The organism is Actinomadura decatromicini (genome assembly GCF_008121305.1).
In the GTDB taxonomy this organism is placed as follows: Bacteria; Actinomycetota; Actinomycetes; order Streptosporangiales; family Streptosporangiaceae; genus Spirillospora; species Spirillospora syzygii.
Window position 1 is genome coordinate 78,758 of record NZ_VSRQ01000016.1, and the last position, 19,971, is coordinate 98,728.

17 protein-coding genes are annotated in these 19,971 nt (G+C 75.0%); 9 read left to right on the forward strand and 8 right to left on the reverse strand.

From position 1 onward, the window contains the following. Window positions 1–14 precede the first annotated feature (14 nt). The gene (locus tag FXF68_RS41890) at window positions 15–767 is read left to right on the forward strand and encodes a hypothetical protein (RefSeq protein ID WP_148768395.1); all 753 of its coding nucleotides are present in this window, start codon (window positions 15–17) and stop codon (window positions 765–767) included. Here the strand turns inward: FXF68_RS41890 and FXF68_RS41895 are convergent. Both FXF68_RS41895 and FXF68_RS41900 read right to left on the reverse strand, forming a co-directional pair. Then, window positions 764–1,558 carry an ABC transporter permease gene (locus FXF68_RS41895; RefSeq protein ID WP_148768396.1) on the reverse strand — a complete coding sequence of 265 codons (795 nt, stop codon included), beginning with the start codon at window positions 1,556–1,558 and terminating at the stop codon, window positions 764–766. The genes FXF68_RS41890 and FXF68_RS41895 overlap by 4 nt on opposite strands. Beyond that, on the reverse strand, window positions 1,555–2,514 hold the full coding sequence (locus FXF68_RS41900; protein WP_148768397.1) for an ATP-binding cassette domain-containing protein: 960 nt from the start codon (window positions 2,512–2,514) through the stop codon (window positions 1,555–1,557). The genes FXF68_RS41895 and FXF68_RS41900 overlap by 4 nt, the downstream gene beginning before the upstream one ends. A gap of 94 nt (window positions 2,515–2,608) precedes the next feature. Between FXF68_RS41900 and FXF68_RS41905 the strand changes: the two genes are divergently transcribed. After that, window positions 2,609–3,361 carry a TetR/AcrR family transcriptional regulator gene (locus FXF68_RS41905; protein ID WP_148768398.1) on the forward strand — a complete coding sequence of 251 codons (753 nt, stop codon included), beginning with the start codon at window positions 2,609–2,611 and terminating at the stop codon, window positions 3,359–3,361. Here the strand turns inward: FXF68_RS41905 and hrpB are convergent. Then, window positions 3,345–5,882, reverse strand: a complete 2,538-nt coding sequence (hrpB, locus tag FXF68_RS41910) for an ATP-dependent helicase HrpB (RefSeq protein ID WP_148768399.1) — start codon at window positions 5,880–5,882, stop codon at window positions 3,345–3,347. The two genes, FXF68_RS41905 and hrpB, sit on opposite strands and share 17 nt — an antisense overlap. Window positions 5,883–6,213: 331 nt before the next feature. Here hrpB and FXF68_RS41915 point away from each other — a divergent pair, with 331 nt between their 5' ends. Continuing rightward, window positions 6,214–6,981: an NERD domain-containing protein gene (locus FXF68_RS41915; RefSeq protein ID WP_246179263.1), complete on the forward strand. Its 768-nt coding sequence runs from the start codon at window positions 6,214–6,216 to the stop codon at window positions 6,979–6,981. Window positions 6,982–7,019: 38 nt separating this feature from the next. Here FXF68_RS41915 and FXF68_RS41920 read toward each other — a convergent pair whose 3' ends face one another. Beyond that, window positions 7,020–7,484, reverse strand: coding sequence for a hypothetical protein (locus tag FXF68_RS41920; protein WP_148352506.1), 465 nt, complete (start codon window positions 7,482–7,484; stop codon window positions 7,020–7,022). Window positions 7,485–7,557: 73 nt separating this feature from the next. Beyond that, window positions 7,558–7,923, reverse strand: coding sequence for a hypothetical protein (locus FXF68_RS41925; RefSeq protein WP_148768400.1), 366 nt, complete (start codon window positions 7,921–7,923; stop codon window positions 7,558–7,560). A 57-nt stretch (window positions 7,924–7,980) separates the two neighbouring features. On the opposite strand from FXF68_RS41925, the gene FXF68_RS41930 reads away from it, so the two are divergent. Beyond that, complete coding sequence (locus tag FXF68_RS41930) at window positions 7,981–8,739, forward strand: histidine phosphatase family protein (RefSeq protein WP_148768401.1); 759 nt, start codon at window positions 7,981–7,983, stop codon at window positions 8,737–8,739. 13 nt (window positions 8,740–8,752) lie between these two features. Here the strand turns inward: FXF68_RS41930 and FXF68_RS41935 are convergent, their stop codons facing one another. Beyond that, on the reverse strand, window positions 8,753–10,237 hold the full coding sequence (locus FXF68_RS41935; protein WP_246179265.1) for a GAF domain-containing protein: 1,485 nt from the start codon (window positions 10,235–10,237) through the stop codon (window positions 8,753–8,755). A 585-nt stretch (window positions 10,238–10,822) separates the two neighbouring features. Here FXF68_RS41935 and FXF68_RS41940 point away from each other — a divergent pair. The 3 genes from FXF68_RS41940 to FXF68_RS41950 all read left to right on the forward strand — a co-directional run bounded on the left by FXF68_RS41940 (window position 10,823) and on the right by FXF68_RS41950 (window position 13,877). Beyond that, window positions 10,823–11,386: a hypothetical protein gene (locus tag FXF68_RS41940; protein WP_148768403.1), complete on the forward strand. Its 564-nt coding sequence runs from the start codon at window positions 10,823–10,825 to the stop codon at window positions 11,384–11,386. 59 nt (window positions 11,387–11,445) lie between these two features. Further along, on the forward strand, window positions 11,446–12,588 hold the full coding sequence (locus tag FXF68_RS41945) for a threonine aldolase family protein (protein ID WP_148768404.1): 1,143 nt from the start codon (window positions 11,446–11,448) through the stop codon (window positions 12,586–12,588). 95 nt (window positions 12,589–12,683) lie between these two features. Continuing rightward, on the forward strand, window positions 12,684–13,877 hold the full coding sequence (locus FXF68_RS41950; RefSeq protein ID WP_148768405.1) for a thiolase C-terminal domain-containing protein: 1,194 nt from the start codon (window positions 12,684–12,686) through the stop codon (window positions 13,875–13,877). Window positions 13,878–14,049: 172 nt separating this feature from the next. Here the strand turns inward: FXF68_RS41950 and FXF68_RS41955 are convergent, their stop codons facing one another. After that, window positions 14,050–15,273 carry an aminotransferase class I/II-fold pyridoxal phosphate-dependent enzyme gene (locus FXF68_RS41955; RefSeq protein ID WP_148768406.1) on the reverse strand — a complete coding sequence of 408 codons (1,224 nt, stop codon included), beginning with the start codon at window positions 15,271–15,273 and terminating at the stop codon, window positions 14,050–14,052. A gap of 234 nt (window positions 15,274–15,507) precedes the next feature. Between FXF68_RS41955 and FXF68_RS41960 the strand changes: the two genes are divergently transcribed. Both FXF68_RS41960 and FXF68_RS41965 read left to right on the forward strand, forming a co-directional pair. Next, window positions 15,508–16,527 (forward strand): lysylphosphatidylglycerol synthase transmembrane domain-containing protein, encoded by a 1,020-nt coding sequence (locus FXF68_RS41960; protein ID WP_187438385.1) that lies wholly within the window; start codon window positions 15,508–15,510, stop codon window positions 16,525–16,527. 290 nt (window positions 16,528–16,817) lie between these two features. Next, window positions 16,818–18,035: a Cmx/CmrA family chloramphenicol efflux MFS transporter gene (locus FXF68_RS41965; protein ID WP_148768408.1), complete on the forward strand. Its 1,218-nt coding sequence runs from the start codon at window positions 16,818–16,820 to the stop codon at window positions 18,033–18,035. Here FXF68_RS41965 and FXF68_RS41970 read toward each other — a convergent pair. Beyond that, window positions 17,917–18,702, reverse strand: coding sequence for an SGNH/GDSL hydrolase family protein (locus FXF68_RS41970; RefSeq protein ID WP_246179267.1), 786 nt, complete (start codon window positions 18,700–18,702; stop codon window positions 17,917–17,919). The two genes, FXF68_RS41965 and FXF68_RS41970, sit on opposite strands and share 119 nt — an antisense overlap. Between the last annotated feature and the right edge of the window lie 1,269 nt (window positions 18,703–19,971).

The window sequence follows — 19,971 nt, forward strand, 5'->3', positions numbered from 1 at the left end:
CTAGGCTGAGGGGTGTGAACGCGCCCCGATCGTCCGCCGGACCCGCGCTGATGCTGCCGGGTCTGCGCGAGGTGTACGCGGCCTACGTCCGGGAGGCGGACGCCCTGCCCGCGCTGCCCGGCCCGGTGGAGGCGGAGGCGTGGACGTCCGCGCGGCTCGGGGCGCTGGAGGCCGCGGCGCCGGACGCCCGGACCCGGCGCGCCGCGCTCGCCGACCTGATCACCAGCCTGCGGGCCGCCGCGACGCCGGGCGCGCGGGGGTTCCTGCGGGCGCTCGCCGCGATCGGCCCGGCCGAGGCGCGCCGGGGCGCGGGCCGGGCCGCCGACGATCTCGACGCCGTCCCGGCGGCGCCCTGGGAGGGGTCGCTCGGCCGGGTCGTCCCCGGCCAGGCGTGGCTGATCCAGGAGGGCCCGCTCGACGGCGACCGCCTGGTCTGCGAGTTCCGCTACGCGGACGAGGGCACGCGCGGCCTGCACGCGCTGGCCGTCCGGCTCTCGCACGGCGACGTGCCGTCGGAGGCGGTGCTGGTCGGGGACGTCCCGGCGCTGATGGCGGCGGCGCGGCAGGCGATGCAGGCCGAGCTGTGCGTCGTCCAGCCGTACGACGCGGCGATCGTCGGGCGGCGGCTCCGTGCCGCGCTCGCCCCCTCGGTTCCCGGGGGGCGTGGGGGGTCGTCCCCCCTCGGAGGAGGCGGCGCGGAGCCCCTGCCCCAGGAGTGCTACCCGGTGATGGCGCTGGCCCGGCACCGCGCCGAGCTGCTGCCCTAGCGGCCGAGGGAGCGGTACCGGCGGACCGACAGCGGCGCGAACACCGCCGCGATCGCCAGCGGCCACACCACCGCCATGAGGACGCTGTGCTCGGCCGCCCACGACCCGCTCGTCACCGGCGTGCCGAACAGCTCGCGGCACGCGGTCACGGTCGCCGACATCGGGTTCCATTCGGCGATCGCGCCGAGCCAGCCGGGCATCGTGCTCGGCGCGACCAGCGCGCTGGACAGGAACCCGATCGGCCACACCAGGACCTGGACGATCGCCACCGACTCCGGGCCCTTCGCGAGCAGCCCGAGGTAGACGCCGAGCCAGACCAGCGCGAACCGCAGGAGCAGCAGGAGCCCGAGCCCGGCGAGCGCCCGCGCCGCCCCGTCGTGGACGCGCCATCCGATCAGCACGCCGCACACGGCCATCACGGCGAGCCCGGCGACCGAGTGGAGCATGTCGGCGGCGGCGCGTCCGGTGACGACGGCGGACGGCGACATCGGCATGGCGCGGAACCGGTCCGTCACGCCCTTGGCGGCGTCGCTCGCGACGGCGGTGAACGTCGTCTCGACGCCGAACGCCATCGTGAGCGCGAACATGCCGGGGACGATGAACTCCCGGTAGCTCCCGCCGCCGGGGACGTCCATCTGGCCGCCGAACAGGTAGCCCATCATCAGCACGACCATGACCGGGAACAGCAGCGCGACGGCGACGTCGCCGGGGCGCCGCGCCCAGTGCGCGAGGGCCCGCGCGGTCAGGGTCCGGCCGTCGGCGACGGCCCAGCGCAGATCCTGGACGCTCACCGCGCCACCTCCGCTTCCTTGTCCGTGAGGTGCAGGAACACCTCGTCGAGAGTGGGTCGGCGCAGCCCGATGTCGGCGACCCGGACGCCCGCGTCGTCGAGCGCGCGGACGGCCTCGGTGAGCGCGGCGGCCCGTCCGGTCACTGCGGCCCCGACGCGCAGGGTCTCCGCGTCGACGTCGACCTCGCCGGACGCGACCCGCCCGACGATCTCCGCCGCGGCGGTGAGGCGCCCGGGGTCGTCCAGGACGACCTCGATCCGGTCGCCGCCGAGCCTTGACTTCAGTTCCTCCGGGGTGCCCTCGGCGATGACGCGGCCGTGGTCGATCACCGAGATCCCGGCCGCGAGCCGGTCGGCCTCCTCCAGGTACTGGGTGGTCAGCAGGACGGTCGTGCCGCCGTCGACCAGGGCGCGGATCGCGTCCCACACCTCGCTCCGGGCGCGCGGGTCGAGGCCGGTGGTCGGCTCGTCCAGGAACAGCACCGGCGGCGCGAGGATCATGGACGCGGCCAGGTCGAGGCGGCGCCGCATGCCGCCGGAGTACGTCCCGGCGGGGCGGTCGGCGGCGTCCGCGAGCCGGAACCGGTCGAGCAGCTCGTCGGCCCGGCGGCGCGCCTCCTTCGCGCCGAGGTGGTAGAGGCGGCCGAACATGACGAGGTTCTGGCGTCCGCCGAGCACCTCGTCGACGGCGGCGTGCTGCCCGACGAGGCCGATCCGCCGCCGCACCCGCGCCGCGTCCCGGACGACGTCGTGCCCGGCGACCCAGGCCGTCCCGGCGTCCGGCGCGGTGAGGGTCGCCAGCACGCGGACGGCGGTGGTCTTGCCCGCGCCGTTCGGGCCGAGCAGCCCGTGCACGGTCCCGGCGGGGACGCGCAGGTCGAGCCCGTCGAGCGCGGCGGTGCCGCCGTAGCGCTTGCGCAGGCCCTCGGCGAGGACCGCGAGCCGTGGTTCCGTCACCCCGACCTCCAAACTATGTACGCAGTACGGATTTTCCATCGCGGCCAATATAACGTACGTCGTACAGAGTTTCATCCCTGAGAGGATCGGCGGTGTGACGACCGAGTACAGCGGGGGCGGCGACCCGAGGCGCAGCCTGGAGCTGCTGTGGGGGGTGCGGGGGAAGCCGAAGCGCGGGCCGAAGCCGCGGCTGACGGCCGAGCAGATCGTCCGGACCGCGGTGGAGGTGGCCGACGCGGCCGGGCTGGACGCCCTGTCCATGCGCCGGATCGCCGACGAGCTGGACGTCTCCCCCATGTCGATCTACACCTACGTCCCCGGCAAGGCCGAACTGATCGACGTCATGGTCGACCGCGCCGTCGCCGAGCTGACGCCGCCCGTCCAGGACACCTGGCGCGAACGCCTGGAGCACATCGCGCGCGGCAACTGGGACCTGTACCACCGGCACCCGTGGCTGCTGCAGGTCACGCTCGCGCGCCCGCCGATGGGCCCGAACATGCTCGGCAAGTACGAGTACGAGCTGCGCGCCGTGGACGGCCTCGGCCTCACCGACCTGGAGATGGACTCGGTCGTCGCGCTCGTCACCGGCTTCGCCGAGAGCGCCGCCCGCGTCTCGGTCAACGCCGCCGAGGCCGAGCGGCGCAGCGGGATCAGCGACGAGCAGTGGTGGGAGGCGACCGCGCCGCTCCTCGAAACGCTCGTGGACGAGGCCGACTACCCGCTCGGCACCCGCGTCGGCACCGCCGCCGGGCAGGAGTACAACGCGGCGATCGCCCCGGCGCGCGCGTTCGAGTTCGGCCTCGCCCGCATATTGGACGGCATCGCCGTCCTCATCGCCTCCCGCTAGCCCGCTTCGTGCGGCGCGTCGGGACGGCGGTCGCCGGGTCCTCCGGCCAGGGGTGCCTGGGGTAGCGTCCGCGCAGCTCCGCCCGCACGGCCCGGTACCCCTCGCGCCAGAAGGAGGCGAGGTCGGCGGTGACCGCGGCGGGACGCCCGGCCGGGGACAGCAGGTGCACGACCAGCGGCACCCGCCCGCCCGCGAGCCGGGGCGCGGCGTCCCAGCCGAACAGCTCCTGCAGCTTCACCGCGAGGACGGGCCGCTCCTGCGCGTAGTCGACGCGGATCCGGGACCCGGACGGCACCTCCACCCGCTCGGGCGCGTACTCGTCGAGCTGCACGGCCTGCTCCCACGGCAGCAGGCCGCGCAGCAGGGACGCGACGTCGAGCCGGGCCAGGTCGGCGCGCCGCCGTGCCCCCGCCAGCCGGTCGGACAGGTGCTCCAGCAGCGCGGCGTCGTCGACGGCGGGCCACGGGTCGCCGAGCGCGGCTCGCAGGAACGCGAGCCGCTCGCGGAGGGCGAGGGCCCCGGGCGTCCAGGTCAGGAGGCCGAGACCTTCGGCGCGGACGCCGTCGAGCAGCGCGGCGCGCACCGCGCCGGGATCGGGGTCGCGGAGCGGCCGCTCGCCCAGCTCGATCGCGCCGAGGCGCTCGACGCGGCGGGCCACGACGTCGCCGTCCCGCCCGTCTCCGGCAAGCCAGGCGACCTCGTCGGCGGTGGCGAGCAGCGGGGCGGCGGCAAGCCGCGCGACGTCCTCGTCGATCACCACGGCCTGCCGAATCCGGGCCGACGCCGACCCGGCGGGACGGTCCGCCGCAGCGACCGCCAGCCACTCCGCCGAGGCGGCGGCGAGGGGCGATCCGTCCGCGAGGACCGCGCCCGTCCCGGACGCCATCAGGTACCCGCTCCCCCGCCGCGCCCGCGCGACCCGCTCCGGGAACGCCAGCGCCACCACGGTGCCCGCGGCGAGGTCGTCCCCCGGAGGCGCGCCGCCCTCCTCGGCGGGGAGGGCGCGGTGGAGGCGGGCGGCCTCGTCGCGCCAGCGGGCCGCGTGCGCGTCGGCGGGCCGGCCGGGACGCCGCACCGCCCGCCACGCGGCGGTCAGGTCGTCCCCGGCCGAGCGCGGCGGCGGCTCCGACAGCAGCGCGACGATCTCGGCGGCGCGGCGCCCGCCCACCCGGGGCGCGCCGTCGAGCAGGGCGCGGGCGAGCCGGGGATGCAGCCCGACCCGCGCGAGCGCCCGTCCCCGGTCGGTGACCCGCTCGCCGTCCCCCGCACCGTCGACGGCGCCGAGGGCGCGGAGGGTGGCGCGGGCGGCGTCCAGCGCGGCGGGCGGCGGCGGGTCGGGCAGGGCGAGGCCGGTCGCGTCCGGGGCGCCCCAGCAGGCGGCCTGCAGCGCGAAGCCGGTCAGGTCGGCCAGCTCGATCTCCGGGCGGGGACGCGCGGGCAGCCGGGCGTGCTCGGCGTCGGTCCAGCAGCGGTAGACGGCGCCGGGGGCCTCCCGCCCGGCGCGGCCGGCGCGCTGGTCGGCGGTGACGCGGGACGCGCGGACGGTCGTCAGCGCGCCCAGCCCGCGCGCGTGGTCGGTGCGCGGCTCGCGGGCCAGCCCGGAGTCGACGACGACGCGGACGCCGGGGACGGTCAGGCTCGACTCGGCGACCGACGTGGCGAGCACGACCCGGCGGCGGGACGCGGGGGCGAGCACGGCGTCCTGCACGGCCTGCGGCGCCCGCCCGTGCACCTGGAGGACGTCGGCGGCCACGTCGCCGAGCCGCCCGGCGACCCGCGCGATCTCCCCGACGCCCGGCAGGAAGCACAGGACGTCGCCGTCGCGCTCGGCCAGCGCGCGCCGGACGGTGGCGGCGACGTGCGCGAGGAACGCCGGGTCGACGCGCATCCCGTGCGGCGGCGCGACCGGGCGCGGCGGCGGGCACCAGACCGTCTCGACGGGGTGCAGCGCGGCCTCGGTCTCCACGACCGGCGCGGGCCCGGCGGCGCCGCCGAGCAGCCGCGCCCAGGGCCCGGTGTCGGCGGTCGCGGACGCGGCGACGATCCGCAGGTCGGGACGCAGCGTGTCGCGGACGTCGAGCAGGAACGCCAGCGCGGTGTCGGCATCGAGGTGGCGCTCGTGGCACTCGTCCAGGATCACGGTGCCGACGCCGGACAACTCGGGGTCGTCCTGGATGCGCTGCAGGACGACGCCCGTGGTGACGACGTCGACGCGCTCCCCCGGACGCGACTCGCCGCGCACCGTGACGCCGACCCGGCCGCCGACGCGGTCGCCGAGCGTGCGCGCCATCCGGCGGGCGGCGGCGCGGGCGGCGAGCCGCCGCGGCTCCAGCACCAGCACCTTCCCATCGGGGGCGGGCGGCCCGCCGAGGGCGAGCCCGGCGAGCGCGAGCGGGACGAGGGTCGTCTTCCCGGTGCCGGGCGGCGCCGCGAGGACGGCCGCGCCGCGCTCGGCCAGGGCGGCGCGCAGCGCGGGCACGACGTGCCGGACGGGCAGGCTCTCCACGGCGCTCGGGTCCACCCGCCCAGTCTGCCGGGTGCCGCGACCCGGCCGCACAAGGGCCGCCGCCCGGCCGGTCGGAGGCCGATCCGACAAGGAATGTGACCCGAAATGAAAAAGGCCGTGATGGTTGCGGTGATAGTTGCACCGCGCCTTTCATTAACATCGCCGCCCGCACCGGGAGTTTTTCCCCGGATTCCGCGTCCCAACCATCGAAAGACCAGGTAGGCGACGCTTTTCAGGTCGGAGAGTTGCCTTTCAGTTTGATTTACGTCACCTTGCGAACCGTAGCTTTGAAATCCCACACCTCTGCATAATATAAGCGTTGTAGCAGGCTGTTGGGAGGTTCGTTGTGATCGGCAGCTCCATCTACCTGAGAGACCGCGCCGCGTTCACCGGCGGTTCACCGCAGGCGGTTTACGCGGAGCTGTGGCAGCGCGGCCGAAAAGCCAGATTGCGGACCCGCGCAATTCTGGCGGGCGCGACGCTCCTCCTCTGCGGACTGCTGGTCAACGCCATATTCGGTGTCGTGATGGCCGTGCTGGTGGCCGCCGCGGACGCGCTGGTCCATTGGCGCGTCTACCACGCCTCCAGCGTGTGGCGGCGCGGGCTGCGGGGCGAGGAGCGGATGAACCGGGTGCTGCGCCACACGCTGGAGAGGCGCGGGCACCGGGTGCTGTACGAGCGGACGGTCCCCGGTCACGGGACGGCCGACGAGCTCGTGGTGGGACCGGGCGGGATATGGCTCGTGCACAACGAGGCATGGCACCCCGACGCGGAGATCTCCCGGCACGGCGAGCGGCTGTTCATCGACGGGCGGACCCAGACCAAGCTCGTGCGCGGCCTGACCGCGCGGGCGGACGCCGCCGCCGAGCTGATCTCACGGGTCGCGGAGGTGCCCGTGAAGGTCACGCCGGTGCTGGCCGTGCACGGCGGCAGGATCGTCCGCCCGCCCTTCCGGGCGGACGGGATCGTGTTCGCCCCGCCGGTCAGGCTCGTCCGCTGGATGCGCCGCAACCCGTCCGCCGACTGGTCGGAGGAGGAGGTCGAGGCGATCGCGAGGGCCGCGGTCCACGCGCTGCCGATCGGCGGCCGCCTCACCCCGCACGCCGCGGGCTGACCACCCCGATGATCACCCGACACCTGTGGCCGGAGGGCTCACACGCCGCCGCCCACAGGGCGCCCACCGCCCGCTTCGGGCCCGCCACCCTGGCGGGCGGTGCGGCGCAACCAAAGCAGACCGACGACCGGCAGCACCAGCGGGACGAACCCGTAGCCGCGCCCGTACCCGGACCAGACGGTCTCGTCGGGGAACGCCGCGGAGTCGGCGACGCTGAGCGTCCCCACCACCAGCACCCCGGCGAGCTCGGTGCCGCAGGCGGCGACGGCGACCCGCAGCGACGTCCGGCCACCCCGCGCGAGCGCGACCGTCGCGAGGACGTAGACGGCCGCCGCGAACGCCGACAGCGCGTAGGCGACGGGCGCCTCGGAGAACTTGGTGGCGATCTGCACGCCCGCCCGCGCGCCCGCCGCCAGCGCGAAGATCGCGTAGACGGCGACGAGCAGCCGTCCCGGACCGCTGCCGGTCCCGGGACGGGACGTGCCGCCCGCGCGGGCGTCCACGGCGCCGGCGCGGGCGTCGCCGCCCGCGCGGGCCTCCTCACCGCTCCGGTTCCCGGTCCGGATTCCCTCGGGTTCAGGCAACGGTGCCGCTCCACAACTGGTCGAGCCGGACGATCATGACCGCGACGGCGAGGGCGGCGACGACGATCACGCCGGGCCCCCACCGGGTGCGCTCCAGCAGCCCCCACCCCGCGCCCGCGGCCGGGATGAGCAGCACGCCGAGCAGGTAGCCGACGAACGTCGCCGGGCTGTCGGGGCCGCCGTCGCCGGACAGCTTCACGAACCCGACGACGGCCTGCGCCACGAGCAGCGCCTCCAGCACGCCGAGCGCGACCAGGTGCCCGGTGCCCATCGGACGGTCGCGCAGCGCCGTCACCAGGGCGTACGCGGCGGCCAGCAGCGCCACCGCGATGATCACTGTGGCCAGGACGTTCGACACGCGCACCAGGCTACTACTACGCCGTGTAGAGGACGCCGCCGCGCCGGTCATGGCAGCATGGCGGGCGTGGACGCGCTGCAGTGGCTGATCCTGACCCGGCACGGTGAGAGCACCGGCAACGTCGCCTACGAGGCGGTGCTCGGCACCGACGCGGAGGAGGCGGGCATCCCCGAGCGGGACGCCGACGTCCCCCTGTCCGACACCGGCCGGGCCCAGGCGGCCGCGCTCGGCCGCCGGCTCGCCGCGCTGCCCCCGGACGAGCGCCCGACGCTGGTCGTCGCGTCCCCCTACCTGCGCACCCTGGACACCGCGAAGATCGCGCTCGCGGCGGCGTACGGCGAGGAGGCCGACGACCCGGACGTCCCGCCGCTGCGCGTGGACGAGCGGCTCCGCGACCGCGAGCAGGGCGTGCTGCAGGGGCTGACCGCGCTCGGCGTCCGCCGCCGGTTCCCCGCCGAGGCCGCGCAGCTCGACCGCCTCGGCAAGTTCTACTACCGGCCGCCGGGCGGGGAGTCGTGGGCCGACCTCGCGCTGCGGCTGCGCAGCTTCTACCGCGACCTGGAGGCCGACGCCCCCGGCGGGCGGGTCCTCGTCGTCACGCACGACGCGATCGTGGTGGTGACCCGCTACCTGGTGGAGAGCCTGTCCGAGAAGGAGATCCTGGAGATCGAGAAGGAGCCGGTCGCGAACGCGTCCCTCACCCGCTGGCGGCGGGACGGCTCCGGCCTGCGCGCCGTCTGCTACAACGACTGCGCGCACCTGATCGAGGCGGGCATCGCGGCGTGGCGGCCCGAACCCCGGGGCCCGCGCCCCTAGCGACCGGCCCGCCTCAGAGCCGGCCGTGGAGCAGGCGGTCGCTGCGGGACGCGACGGCGGGCAGCCGCGGATCGTCCGGCGGCAGGACCGCCCGCAGCCGTTCCAGCGCCTCCAGGTCGTCGCGGCCCGGCTCGGTCTGCGCGTAGGTCCACAGCGCGTCGGCGCCGCCCCGGTCGAGCGCCTGCCGCCGGACCAGCACGGCCAGCTCGTCGCGCTCGTCGCGGATCGCGGGCGCGTCCGAGCCCGGCAGCAGCTCGCCGGTGTAGAGCCGGACGACGCCCGCGACGTCGCCGTCGTCCAGCAGCCGCCGGACGGTGAGGAAGTCGGCCTCCACCGCGCAGCCGAGCCGGTAGGGCCGGGCGCGGACGACGCCGTCGAGCCGCTCGCGCAGCCGGTGGATCTCCGGCCGGACCGTCGCCGGGCTGCCGTCGTCGCCGTACAGGTACAGCGCGAGGCGGTCGCCGCTCAGGCCGCGCGGGTGCAGCGCGAGCAGCGCGAGGATCTCGGCGTGCCGCAGCGTCAGCGGGACGGGCCGGCCGTCCAACCGGGCCTGCGGCCGGCCGTCGCCGAGGAACGACAGCGTCAGCAGCCGCCGCGCGGGCGCCGCCGCCGCGGCCCGCCGCCCGCCCGGCCGCAGCGCGGAGCGGAGCGGCTCGCCCCCGGCGGCGCGGCCGGGGACGGCGGCCGGCCGCAGCAGGAACGCCTCGCCGAGCGGCTCGGCGACGGCGGTGCGGCCGTCGGGCAGCGTCACCGCGCCGCCCGCCTCGGGGACGGCGAGCCGCAGCCCCCGCCACCCCGCCGGGCCCGGCGCGGCCGCGTCCGGCCCGGCGGCGAGCACCCGGCCGGTCGCGGTGACGAGGACGCCGGACCCGCCGAGCCCCCGAAGGTGCGGGAGCAGCCGGTCGCGGAGCCGCTCGTCGCGCTGCCGCATCTCGTTCTCCAGCCGCGCCTCGGCGAGCCGGGCCGCGGCGGCGACGAGCGCGACGGTCGCCGGGTGCAGCGCGTCGACGGTCGCGCTGACGTCGATGCAGCCGATCACCCGCCCCGAGTCGGGGTCGGTGATCGGCGCGCCCGCGCACGACCAGCCGTGCAGGATGTGCGCGACGTGCTCGGCGGCGTACACGAACTCGGCCCGCCCGGACGCGAGCGCGGTGCCGATGCCGTTCGTCCCGACGGCGTCCTCGGACCAGCGGAACCCGTCGGTCAGCCCGATCGCGTCGGCGGCGCGGCGGGCCGCGGGCGGGCCCTGCGTCCACAGCACGTGCCCGGCGTCGTCGGTGATCACCATGAGGTGCTCGGTCTCGTCGGCGACCCCCCGCAGCAGCTCCTCCAGCATGGGGACGTGCCGGTCGAGGGGATGGGCGCCGCGCGCGTCCGCGATCACGTCGCGGTCGTAGACCAGGGGCGCGGCCCGCACGTCCGCGTCGACTCCCGCGTCCCGGGAGCGGCGCCACGACTCGGAGATCGGCGGCCGGACCGCCACCGGTTTGCGCACCACCAGCAGTCCTTTCCCCCGGAGAGAACCTGGCTCGTCCGAGGATCGGCCCATCGGCGGAGCGGCGCAACCGTTTCCCGGGATTCGAGCGCGGCCGGATCCGGCACGGTGAGTGATCCCCCGGTCGCAACGTGCATGCAACCTCGGGCCGCTTACCGTTACGACCGCTGGGAGCCGGAAGGCCGTCCAGGAGTCCCGTCGTCCCGTTGCGCGTCCGGGGGGAACGCGTGCGGGACGACGGGCCGCGGCCGCCCGGCCGGACGGTCGACACGCAGGTGAAACGCACCTGACGTGCGCCGCCTCCCGGCGGAACGGGGAGGACGGAACACCATGCTCTGCTTGACCTGCCACCGCGTCCGGCCAGCGCTCGACCGCGCGGACTACACCGCCGAACGCGCCTGGCTCATCGTCCGTCGCGGGCTGTGCACGTGCGGCACGCCGAACCCGGCGGCGCCGCGACCCGCCCATCTGGCGCCCGTCCGAAAACCGGCCGGTTCACCGAAATAATGATCTGAGTAAAGGCGGGGTTCACGGCCGGTTCGCCTAGAGTTTAGGGAGCGTCCATCACGGCCCCTGGGAGGGAGCGCCATGACCGTGATCCTGGGTCTCGTCCGCCGTGCCACCGCCGAGGCGGAGCACCGGTTGCGGGAAGGCGTCGGCCTTCTCGTCAGACTCGGACGGGACCTGGAACGGTCGGCGGAACTCGGACGGCTCCTGCCCGCCCTCGTCCAGCGCCTGACGATACTGGAGCAGACCGTCCGGGACCAGGACGCCGAGCTCCGCACCTTGCGCACCGAGCTCGACTCGCTGGTCGGGCAGCTCAACGACCGGCTGCTGCCGCGCATCGACGAGCGGATGGACGACACCGAGCGCGACCTCGCCGCGGTCGCCACCAGCCTGATCCGCACCGGCCGCGACACCGCGGGCAACGGCGCCCGGCTGGAGATCGCCGAGCGCCGCCTCGGCGACCTGCGCACCAAGATCGCGCAACTGGAGCAGCGGACCGGGCTGTGGCGCGACCTCCAGGCCAACGTGGCCCGCCTCGGCGACGACCTCGACGCGATGCGCGCCCGGATGGCGCTGCGCGCCGCCGAGCCCACGGCCGACGCCGCGCCCGCGCCGATGCGGGACATCACCGACCGCCCGGCCTGACGACGTTTCGGCGGTACGCGCCGTGCGGGACGATTCGCCCCGTCCATGAGAATGGACGCATGACGCAGCCGCCCACCGAGCACACCGGCACCAAGAACACCGGTACCGAGCACACCGGCACCGAGAACACCGAACCCGGGAACACCGGCCCCGCCGCTGTCGGGCCGCTGCCCGCCGCGCGGGGCTTCGCCAGCGACAACCAGGCGAGCATCCACCCGGACGTGCTCGCCGCGCTCGCCGCCGTCAACGACGGGCATCAGCCCGCCTACGGCGACGACGCCGTCACCGCGCGGCTCCGCGAGGTCGTCCGGCAGCACTTCGGGCCGCGCGCCGAGGTGTTCCCCGTGTTCAACGGGACGGGCGCGAACGTCGTGTCGCTGCAGGCGATGTCGGAGCGGTGGAGCTCGGTGGTCTGCCCGGAGTCGGCGCACATCAACACCGACGAGTGCGGCGCGTCCGAGAAGATCGCCGGGTTGAAGCTCGTCACCGTCCCGACGCCGGACGGCAAGCTGACGCCCGAGCTCGTCGGGGAGTACGCGACGGGGTTCGGGAACATCCAGCGGCGCGAACCCGCCGTCGTGTCGATCACGCAGAGCACCGAGCTCGGCACCGTCTACACGCCGGAGGAGACGGCGGCCGTCGTGGTGGCGGCGCACGAACGCGGCCTCGCGGTGCACATGGACGGCGCGCGCATCGCCAACGCCGCCGCGTCCCTCGGCGTCCCGCTGCGCACCCTCACCACCGACGCGGGCGTGGACGTCCTGTCGTTCGGCGGCACCAAGAACGGGCTGCTGCTCGGCGAGGCGATCGTCGTCCTGAACCCGGACGCCGCGCGCGGCCTCGCCTACCTGCGCAAGTCGAGCATGCAGCTCGCGTCGAAGATGCGGTACGTGTCCGCGCAGCTCGTCGCGCTGCTGGATGGCGACCTGTGGCTGCGCAACGCGACGCACGCCAACGCCATGGCGGCGCGGCTGGAGGCGGCAGCGCGGGACGTCCCCGGCGTCCGGATCACGCAGGCGGTGCAGGCGAACACCGTGTTCGCGATCGTCCCGAAGGACGTGGCGGACCGGCTGCGCAAGCGGTTCCCCTTCTACACCTGGGACGAGCGGACCGGCGAGGTCCGCTGGGTCTGCTCCTTCGACACCACCGCCGCCGACGTCGACGCCCTCGCCGCCGCGCTGGCCGCCGAGATGCCGTCCTGACCAGCGGTCATACCGGACATCGGGACGCGCCCGGAACGCTCCACGCCCGGCGGGCTATCGTGGCCCGAACAGCATTCGGTACAGGAGGCGAACCGATGGCCATCCGCACCTTCGTCGTCGGCGTGGGCATGACCAAGTTCGAGAAGCCCGGCTCCCGCGACTGGGAGTACCCCGACATGGCCAAGGAGGCCGTCGGCAACGCCCTCGCCGACGCCGGCGTCGAGTACGACAAGGTCGAGATGGCCTACGCCGGGTCCATGTACGGGTCGATGGGCCAGCGCGCCCTCTACGAGACCGGCATGACCGGCATCCCGGTGATGACCGTCATGAACGCGTGCGCGACCGGGTCCAGCGCGCTGTTCCTCGCCCGGCAGGCGATCCGCGGCGGCCTCGCCGACTGCGCGCTCGCGCTCGGCATGGAGAAGATGAAGAAGGGCTCCCTCGGCGCGGGCGTCGGCGAGTCGAAGGTCACCATCATCGACCACCACCTCACGTCCATGGCCGCCGGACGCGAATGGGAGCTCGACAAGGCGCCCATGCCGCAGATGTTCGGCAACGCCGGACGCGAGCACATGGAGAAGTACGGCTCCACCCCCGACCACTACGCCTGGATCGGCTGGAAGAACCACAAGCACTCGGTCAACAACCCCTACGCCCAGTTCCAGACCGAGTACTCGCTCGACGACGTCAAGAACGCCACGATGATCTTCGACCCGCTGACCAAGCTGCAGTGCTCCCCCACCTCCGACGGGGCGGGCGCCGCGATCGTCGCCAGCGAGCGCTTCGTCGACGAGCACGACCTCTGGGACCGCGCCGTCGAGATCGCCGGGCACCACATCGCCACCGACACCCCCGAGAGCTTCGCCGACCACTCGTCCATCCAGGTCGTCGGGTTCGGCTGCTCGCAGCGCGCCGCCCGCGCCGCCATGGACGAGGCGCAGGTCTCCATCGACGACGTCGACGTCATCGAACTGCACGACTGCTTCAGCGCCAACGAGCTCATCACCTACGAGGCGCTCGGCATGGCCGAGATCGGCGAAGGCCACAAGCTCGTCGACGACGCGGCCACCACCTACGGCGGGACGTGGGTCGTCAACCCGTCCGGCGGCCTGATCTCCAAGGGCCACCCGCTCGGCGCCACCGGCCTCGCCCAGTGCGCCGAGCTGACCTGGCAACTGCGCGGCGAGGCCGGAGCCCGCCAGGTCGACGGCGCCCGCGTCGCCCTCCAGCACAACATCGGCCTGGGCAGCGCCTGCGCCGTCGCCGTCTACAAGCCCGCGACCGCCTGACCGCCGCGACCGGACTCACTCCATGACACGGCCCGGACGAACGCGAACGGCGGCAGGCGACAGCCCCCGGTCGCGGCTCGTCCGGGACCACCACCGAGCCGTCGCACGAGCGGCAGCGGCGACCGCCCGTCGCGGCTCGTCCGGGACCGCTACCGGGCCGTCGCGTGAACGGTCATGACAGCCGGGCGCCGAGCCGTGACGAGCGGCGGCCCGGCCGCGAGACCGCGGACCCGCCGCGCGCCGACACCGCCAGCCGCGGCCGGAGGTCGCGGCACGCCGCCAGGATCCGCTGGACGTCGTCGTCCGACAGGGCCGCGTGCGCCGACAGCCGTACCAGCGTCCGCCCCACCGACGCGGTCGGCGGGAACAGGGCGGCGCTGAGGATGTCCCGGGTGACCAGCGCGTCCCGCAGCGTCGTCGCGTCGGCCTCCGATCCCGTCTCCACCGCGATGATCGGCGTGTCGGAGTCGACGAGGCGGTAGCCGAGCTCGGCCAGGCCGTCGCGCAGCCGCCGGGTGACGGCGCGCAGCCGGTCGCGGCGGGGCCCCTCGTCCCGGACGACCCGCAGCGCCGCCGCGATCCCCGCGATGTCGTGCGGCAGCAGCGTCGAGCTGAACACGGCCGGGAGCGCGGTGTGGCTGAAGTAGTCCGCGAAACCGGGACGGTCGCAGGCGATCAGCCCGGCCCGCCCCGGCAGGGCCTTCGCCAGGCTCGCGGTGCGGAAGTCGACGCGGCCGGTCAGCCCGAGCTCGGCGACCAGGCCCTCGCCGCGCTCGCCGTGCGTGCCGAGGGAGTGCGACTCGTCCACCACGAGGAGGCAGTCGTGCTCCTCGGCGATCTCCACCAGGCCGGGCAGCGGGCACACCGTCCCGTCGGTGCTGTAGACGGCGTCCACCGCGATCACCCCGGAACCGCCCACCTCGATCCGGCGGCGCAGGTGGTCGAGGTCGTTGTGGCGGAAGTAGGACAGCTCGGCCCCCGCACCGCGCGCCCCCTCCCACAGCGACATGTGGGCCAGGACGTCCAGGTAGACGGGCACGTCCGGACCGGCGACCACCTGGAGCAGCCCCGTGTTCGCCACCCAGCCGGACGGGCACAGCACCGCGGCCCGCGCGCCGAGGTGCCGCGCGAACTCCGCGCCGAGGACGATCTGCGGGTGGTCGTCGGGCAGGCACGGGCCGGGGACCGGCGCCGAGGCCGCGCCGTCCGCCGCGCGCAGGCTCGCGATCATGGCGTCGGCGATCGCCGGGTGCTCGGCGATGGCGAGGTAGTCGCTGCAGGTCAGGACGATCGTCCGGGTGCCGGGCGGCACGGTGGGCGAGGCCGCCCGGCGGCCGCCCCTGGTGCCCCGGAAGTGCCTGATGCGTTCGCCCAGTCGCTGGTGCGCGCTGGTCATGCTCGTCACTCTCCCCCGTCATGCAATCGTCACGGCTCGTAACGGTCCCTAATCATAGGGTGAAATGAATCCATGGGGTGGACCAAAAGCCGCGGACCGGTCCAGAAATTCATCCGCCCGGTGAGCTGCCCCGACGGCGGACGCCTGGCGGGCGGCGGCAATCGTCAGGCGCCGTTCGCGTCGAACCGGTCTGGGCGTCGCGTGCTCTTCAGACAAGCGGCCGATCACTTGGGTGTGGAGACCATCACCGCCGGGGCCGATCCCGCGGCCCCCGCCGGGCTCCCGAACTCCGGCGGGCCCGCCGCGACCCCTGCAAGGGCCCGCCGGGGCCGTTGGGCCGTCCTCTGGGCCCTGGCCCTCGCCCTCGCCGCCGCGGTGGCGCTCACCACCGGCGCGCCGGGCCCGGCCCTGGCCGCGCTCACCCGCACGCGCTGGACCTGCCTGCCGCCGCTCGTCCTGCTGTCGGTGCTGCACTTCGTGCTCTCCGCGGTCGCGCTGCGCGGCGCGGCCGGACGGTCCCTCCCCCTGTTCGAGGCGACGCTGGCGCAGTTCACCGCGGCGGCGGCCAACCGCGTCACGCCAAGCGGGCTCGGCGCGGCCGCCGTCAACACCCGCTACCTCGTCTGCAAGGGGCTGCCGCTGTCGCGGGCCGCGCTCGCCGTCACGCTGCTGCAACTCGCGGGCCTCCCCGCCGACCTGACGCTGATGGCCGCGGTGTTCGGGGCGAGCGGCGGCGACGACCGCGTCCTGGACGCCCTCGGACGGCACGCCGCGCAGGCCGCCGGGCTCGTCCCTGCCGTGCCGCTGCTCGTCGCCGCCGGGGTGCTGCTGCCCGCGGCGCTCCTGGGCGGCCGCCGCGCGCTGCGCTCCCCCGCCGCCCGCCGCGCCGCCGCCGGGCTGGCCGAGCTGCGCCGCAGGCCGCGCGACGTGGCGGTCGCGCTCGCCGCGTCCGCGTCGACCACGCTCGCGCTCGGGCTGGCGTTCGCGCTCAGCGTGCTCGCCGTGCCGGACACCGGCGCCGGGCCGGCGGACGTCCTCGCGCTGCTGGCCGCCTACCTGGTGGGCGCCACCGCGGGCGCGGCGGTGCCGGCGCCCGGCGGGTTCGGCTCGACGGAGGCCGCACTGGTGGCCGGGCTCGCCGCGCTCGGCGTCGCCACCGCGCCCGCCCTGCACGCCGTGCTGGTGTTCCGGGCGATCACCTTCTGGGCGCCGGTGCCGGTCGGGCTGCTGACCTGCCGGACGCTCCGCCGCTGAGCGCCTTTACGTTGTAGATCACGAAGAGCTGCTACTCTCGTCGTCGTGACGAGCCCCGAAGCCGACAGACGCTGACTCCCGGGCGGCCGCCCCTGGCGCGGGCCGCCCGATGCGGGGCTGTTTTCCCACCCTTGATCGTTCATCGCGCATTCACGTTTTCCGCGCCGTGCTTTGACGAGGGTTCTTCGTTTATCGCCATCGCCGTCCGCGCCGATGCCGGACGGCCGTCCCGGCGGCAGCCCCCCATTTCCCGACGATCAGTCGACCGTTCGCCGCCTCGGGAGTCTCTTTTGCCATTCGCCGTCTACGTCCTCGGGCTCGCCGTGTTCGCCCAGGGGACCTCGGAGTTCATGCTGTCCGGGCTCGTCCCCGGCATCGCCGCCGACCTCGGCGTGTCCGTGCCCGCCGCCGGGCTGCTCACGTCCGCGTTCGCCGTCGGGATGGTGGTCGGCGCGCCGTCGATGACGCTCGCCGCCCGGCGCTGGCCCCGCCGCCGCGGCCTGCTCGTCTTCCTGTGCGCGTTCGTCGCCGTCCACGTCGCGGGCGCGCTCACCGGCAGCTACGCGGTGCTGCTCGCCACCCGCGTCGCCGCCGCGCTCGCCAACGCCGGGTTCTGGGCCGTCGCGCTCGCCGCCGCGACCGCGCTGGTACCGCCGGAGTCGCGCGCCCGCGCCACGTCCGTGGTGGTCGGCGGCGTCACCGTCGCCTGCGTCGCCGGGGTGCCCGCGGGCGCGCTGCTCGGCGGGCAGTTCGGCTGGCGGGCCGCGTTCTGGGCGGTCGCCGCCGTCTCGGTGCCCGCCGTCGTCGCCGTCGCACGGACGGTCCCGGACGACCGTCCGGCCGCGCCGAGCGCCCGCGGCGAACTCCGCGCGCTCGCCGACCGCGGCCTGCTGCGCGTCCTCGCCGTCAACGCGCTGTTCCAGGGCGCGACGTTCTGCTCCTTCACCTACCTCGCGACGCTCGTCACGGAGGTCACCGGGCTCGCCTCGGAATGGGTGCCGGGAATGCTCGCCCTGTTCGGCGCCGGCTCGTTCGCGGGCGTCGTGATCGCCGGACGCGTCGCCGACCGTCATCCCGGCGCGCTCATCGCCGTCGGAATGAGTTCGGCGGCGATCGGCTGGGCCGTCCTCGCGCTGGCCGCCGGGAACGTCGCGGCGACCGTCGCGCTCGTGTTCGCGCAGGGCATGCTCGCGTTCGGCACCGGGCCCGCGCTGATCGCGCGCGTCCTCGCGCGGGGCGCCGCCGCGCCGACGCTGGCCGGCGGGTACGCGACCGCCGCGTTCAACGTCGGCGGCGCGGTCGGCCCCTGGCTCGGCGGCGCCGCGATCGGCGCGGGCCTCGGCTACCGCTCGCCGGTGTGGGCGAGCGCGGTGCTCATGGCGCTCGCCGTCACCCTTGCAGCGACTTCTGCAGGGACGCCACCTTGGCGGACCCGGTCAGCGCGGGCAGGTAGCCGAGCTTATGGCCGCGCGCGGTGGGGTGGTAGGACGAGTCGAACGGGACCGTGACCGCGTTGAGCCAGTCGTCGCCGGAGCACAGCTCGTGGCCGCCGAACTCGTCCCGGACGTCCGACCAGGTGAACCCGGCCCGCCCCACCGCGCTGGAGATCACGCCGTCGAGGGTGTCGGCGGCGTGGTTCAGCGCGGTGCGCTTGGCGTTGCTCAACCCCACGCACACGTCGACGATCTTGTAGAGGCGGGGGTAGCCGAGCACGACGACGCGGGCGGACGGCGCCTTCGCGTGGATCTGCCCGTAGATCGAGTCGAGGCGTCCGGGCAGGGTGTTGCGCATGAACGTCTCGGCCTGCGCGACCCGGCTCTGGCAGTTCGCCGTCGACTGGAGCACGCAGGTCTGCATGACGTCGGCGAACCCCGCGTCGTTTCCGCCGACCGTGACGCTGACGAGGTTCGTCGATGAGCTGAGCGCGCTGAGCTGCCCGCTCGCGACGGTCGCGGTCGTCGCGCCCGAACACGCGACGAACTTGTAGGACGAGGTGGTGTGCGCGGCGGCCCACAGGTTCGGGTAGGCGTTGGCGCTGCGGTTGCACGACCCGCTGGCGGGGTCGTAGCTCCCGGCCCCGGTACCGGACGAGTAGGAGTCGCCGAGGGCGACGTAGTTCGGGCCGGCCGCCGAGGCCGAGCCGGGAAGGGCGACGGAACCGGCGGCTACGGTCACCGCACCGAAAGCGACCAGAAGGGGGCGGGAGAAACGCATCTGCACTCCGGAGCGAGGTATCGAATTGTGTCGCCCGGCTTATACCCAAGGCGCCATTCTCCCAAGCCCACGATCTGATCAACAAAGTTCGTCAGAGTTAGACATTGAAAACGGGAAACCAACCCAAAAACGGACCCCCTGCCACACAACCCAGCCAACCAATTCAACGATCACCCCCGCCCCGCCCTCAAGCGACCCGCCCTTCCCAGCACCTCGGCGGCCCGGAAACCCCGGCATCGGCCGGCTCGGCACCCCACCACCTCGGCACCCCACCACCTCGGCGGCTTGTCACCGCAGTGACTCGACACCTCAACACCCCAACGGCTCGGCACCCGACGGCCAGTGGCCCGGCGACTCGACACTCCAGAGGCCTGCCGCCCCGACACCCAGGCGTCCCGTGGCCTGGCGGCTTGACCCCAGCGGCCGGTAACCGGCGTCCGGTAGCCCGGCGCCCGGTAGTCCAAGGGCCTGGTAGTCCAGGGGCCAGCGGCCAGGCGTCCCGTGGCCTGGCGCACGGCGGCCCAGTAGCCCGGCGGCCAGGCGCCCGGTGGCCCGTAGCCAGGCGGTCCAGTAGCCCGATAGCCAGGCGGTCCAGTAGCCCGATAGCCAGGCGGTCCAGTAGCCCGATAGCCAGGCGGTCCAGTAGTCCGGTAGCCAGGCGTCCGGTGTCCCGGCGGCGAGGCGGCGCGGCGCCCAGTAGCCCGGTAGCCCAACGGTCTGGCGCTCCAACAACTCGCCCCCCAGCGGCTCGGCGCTCGGCGGCTCAGCGGCCCAGTGGATCGGCACCCCGGGTGGTTCACCCGGGTGACTCGACACTCCGACGGCTTGACACCCGGCATCCAGGTGGCCCGATGCCCCGTGCCCTGGTTCCCCGGTTCCCCGGTTCCCCGGTTCCTCAAGACTCCGACACCTCACCTCAACACCTCGGCGGCGCGGCAGTTCGACATCTCGGTGGCTCGGTAGCTCCACGGACCGGCATCGCGGTGGCTCGGTGGGCAAGCGGCTCCGTGCACCGGCGGCTCACGACACCCCCCAGATCACAACGCCGGACGGATCACGACGCCGGACGGATCACGAGGGCGGCGGATCACGAGGGCGGCGGATCACGAGGGCAGTGGATCACGAGGGCAGTGGATCACGAGGGCAGTGGATCACGAGGGCAGTGGATCACGAGGGCAGTGGATCACGAGGGCAGTGGATCACGAGGGCAGTGGATCACGAGGGCAGTGG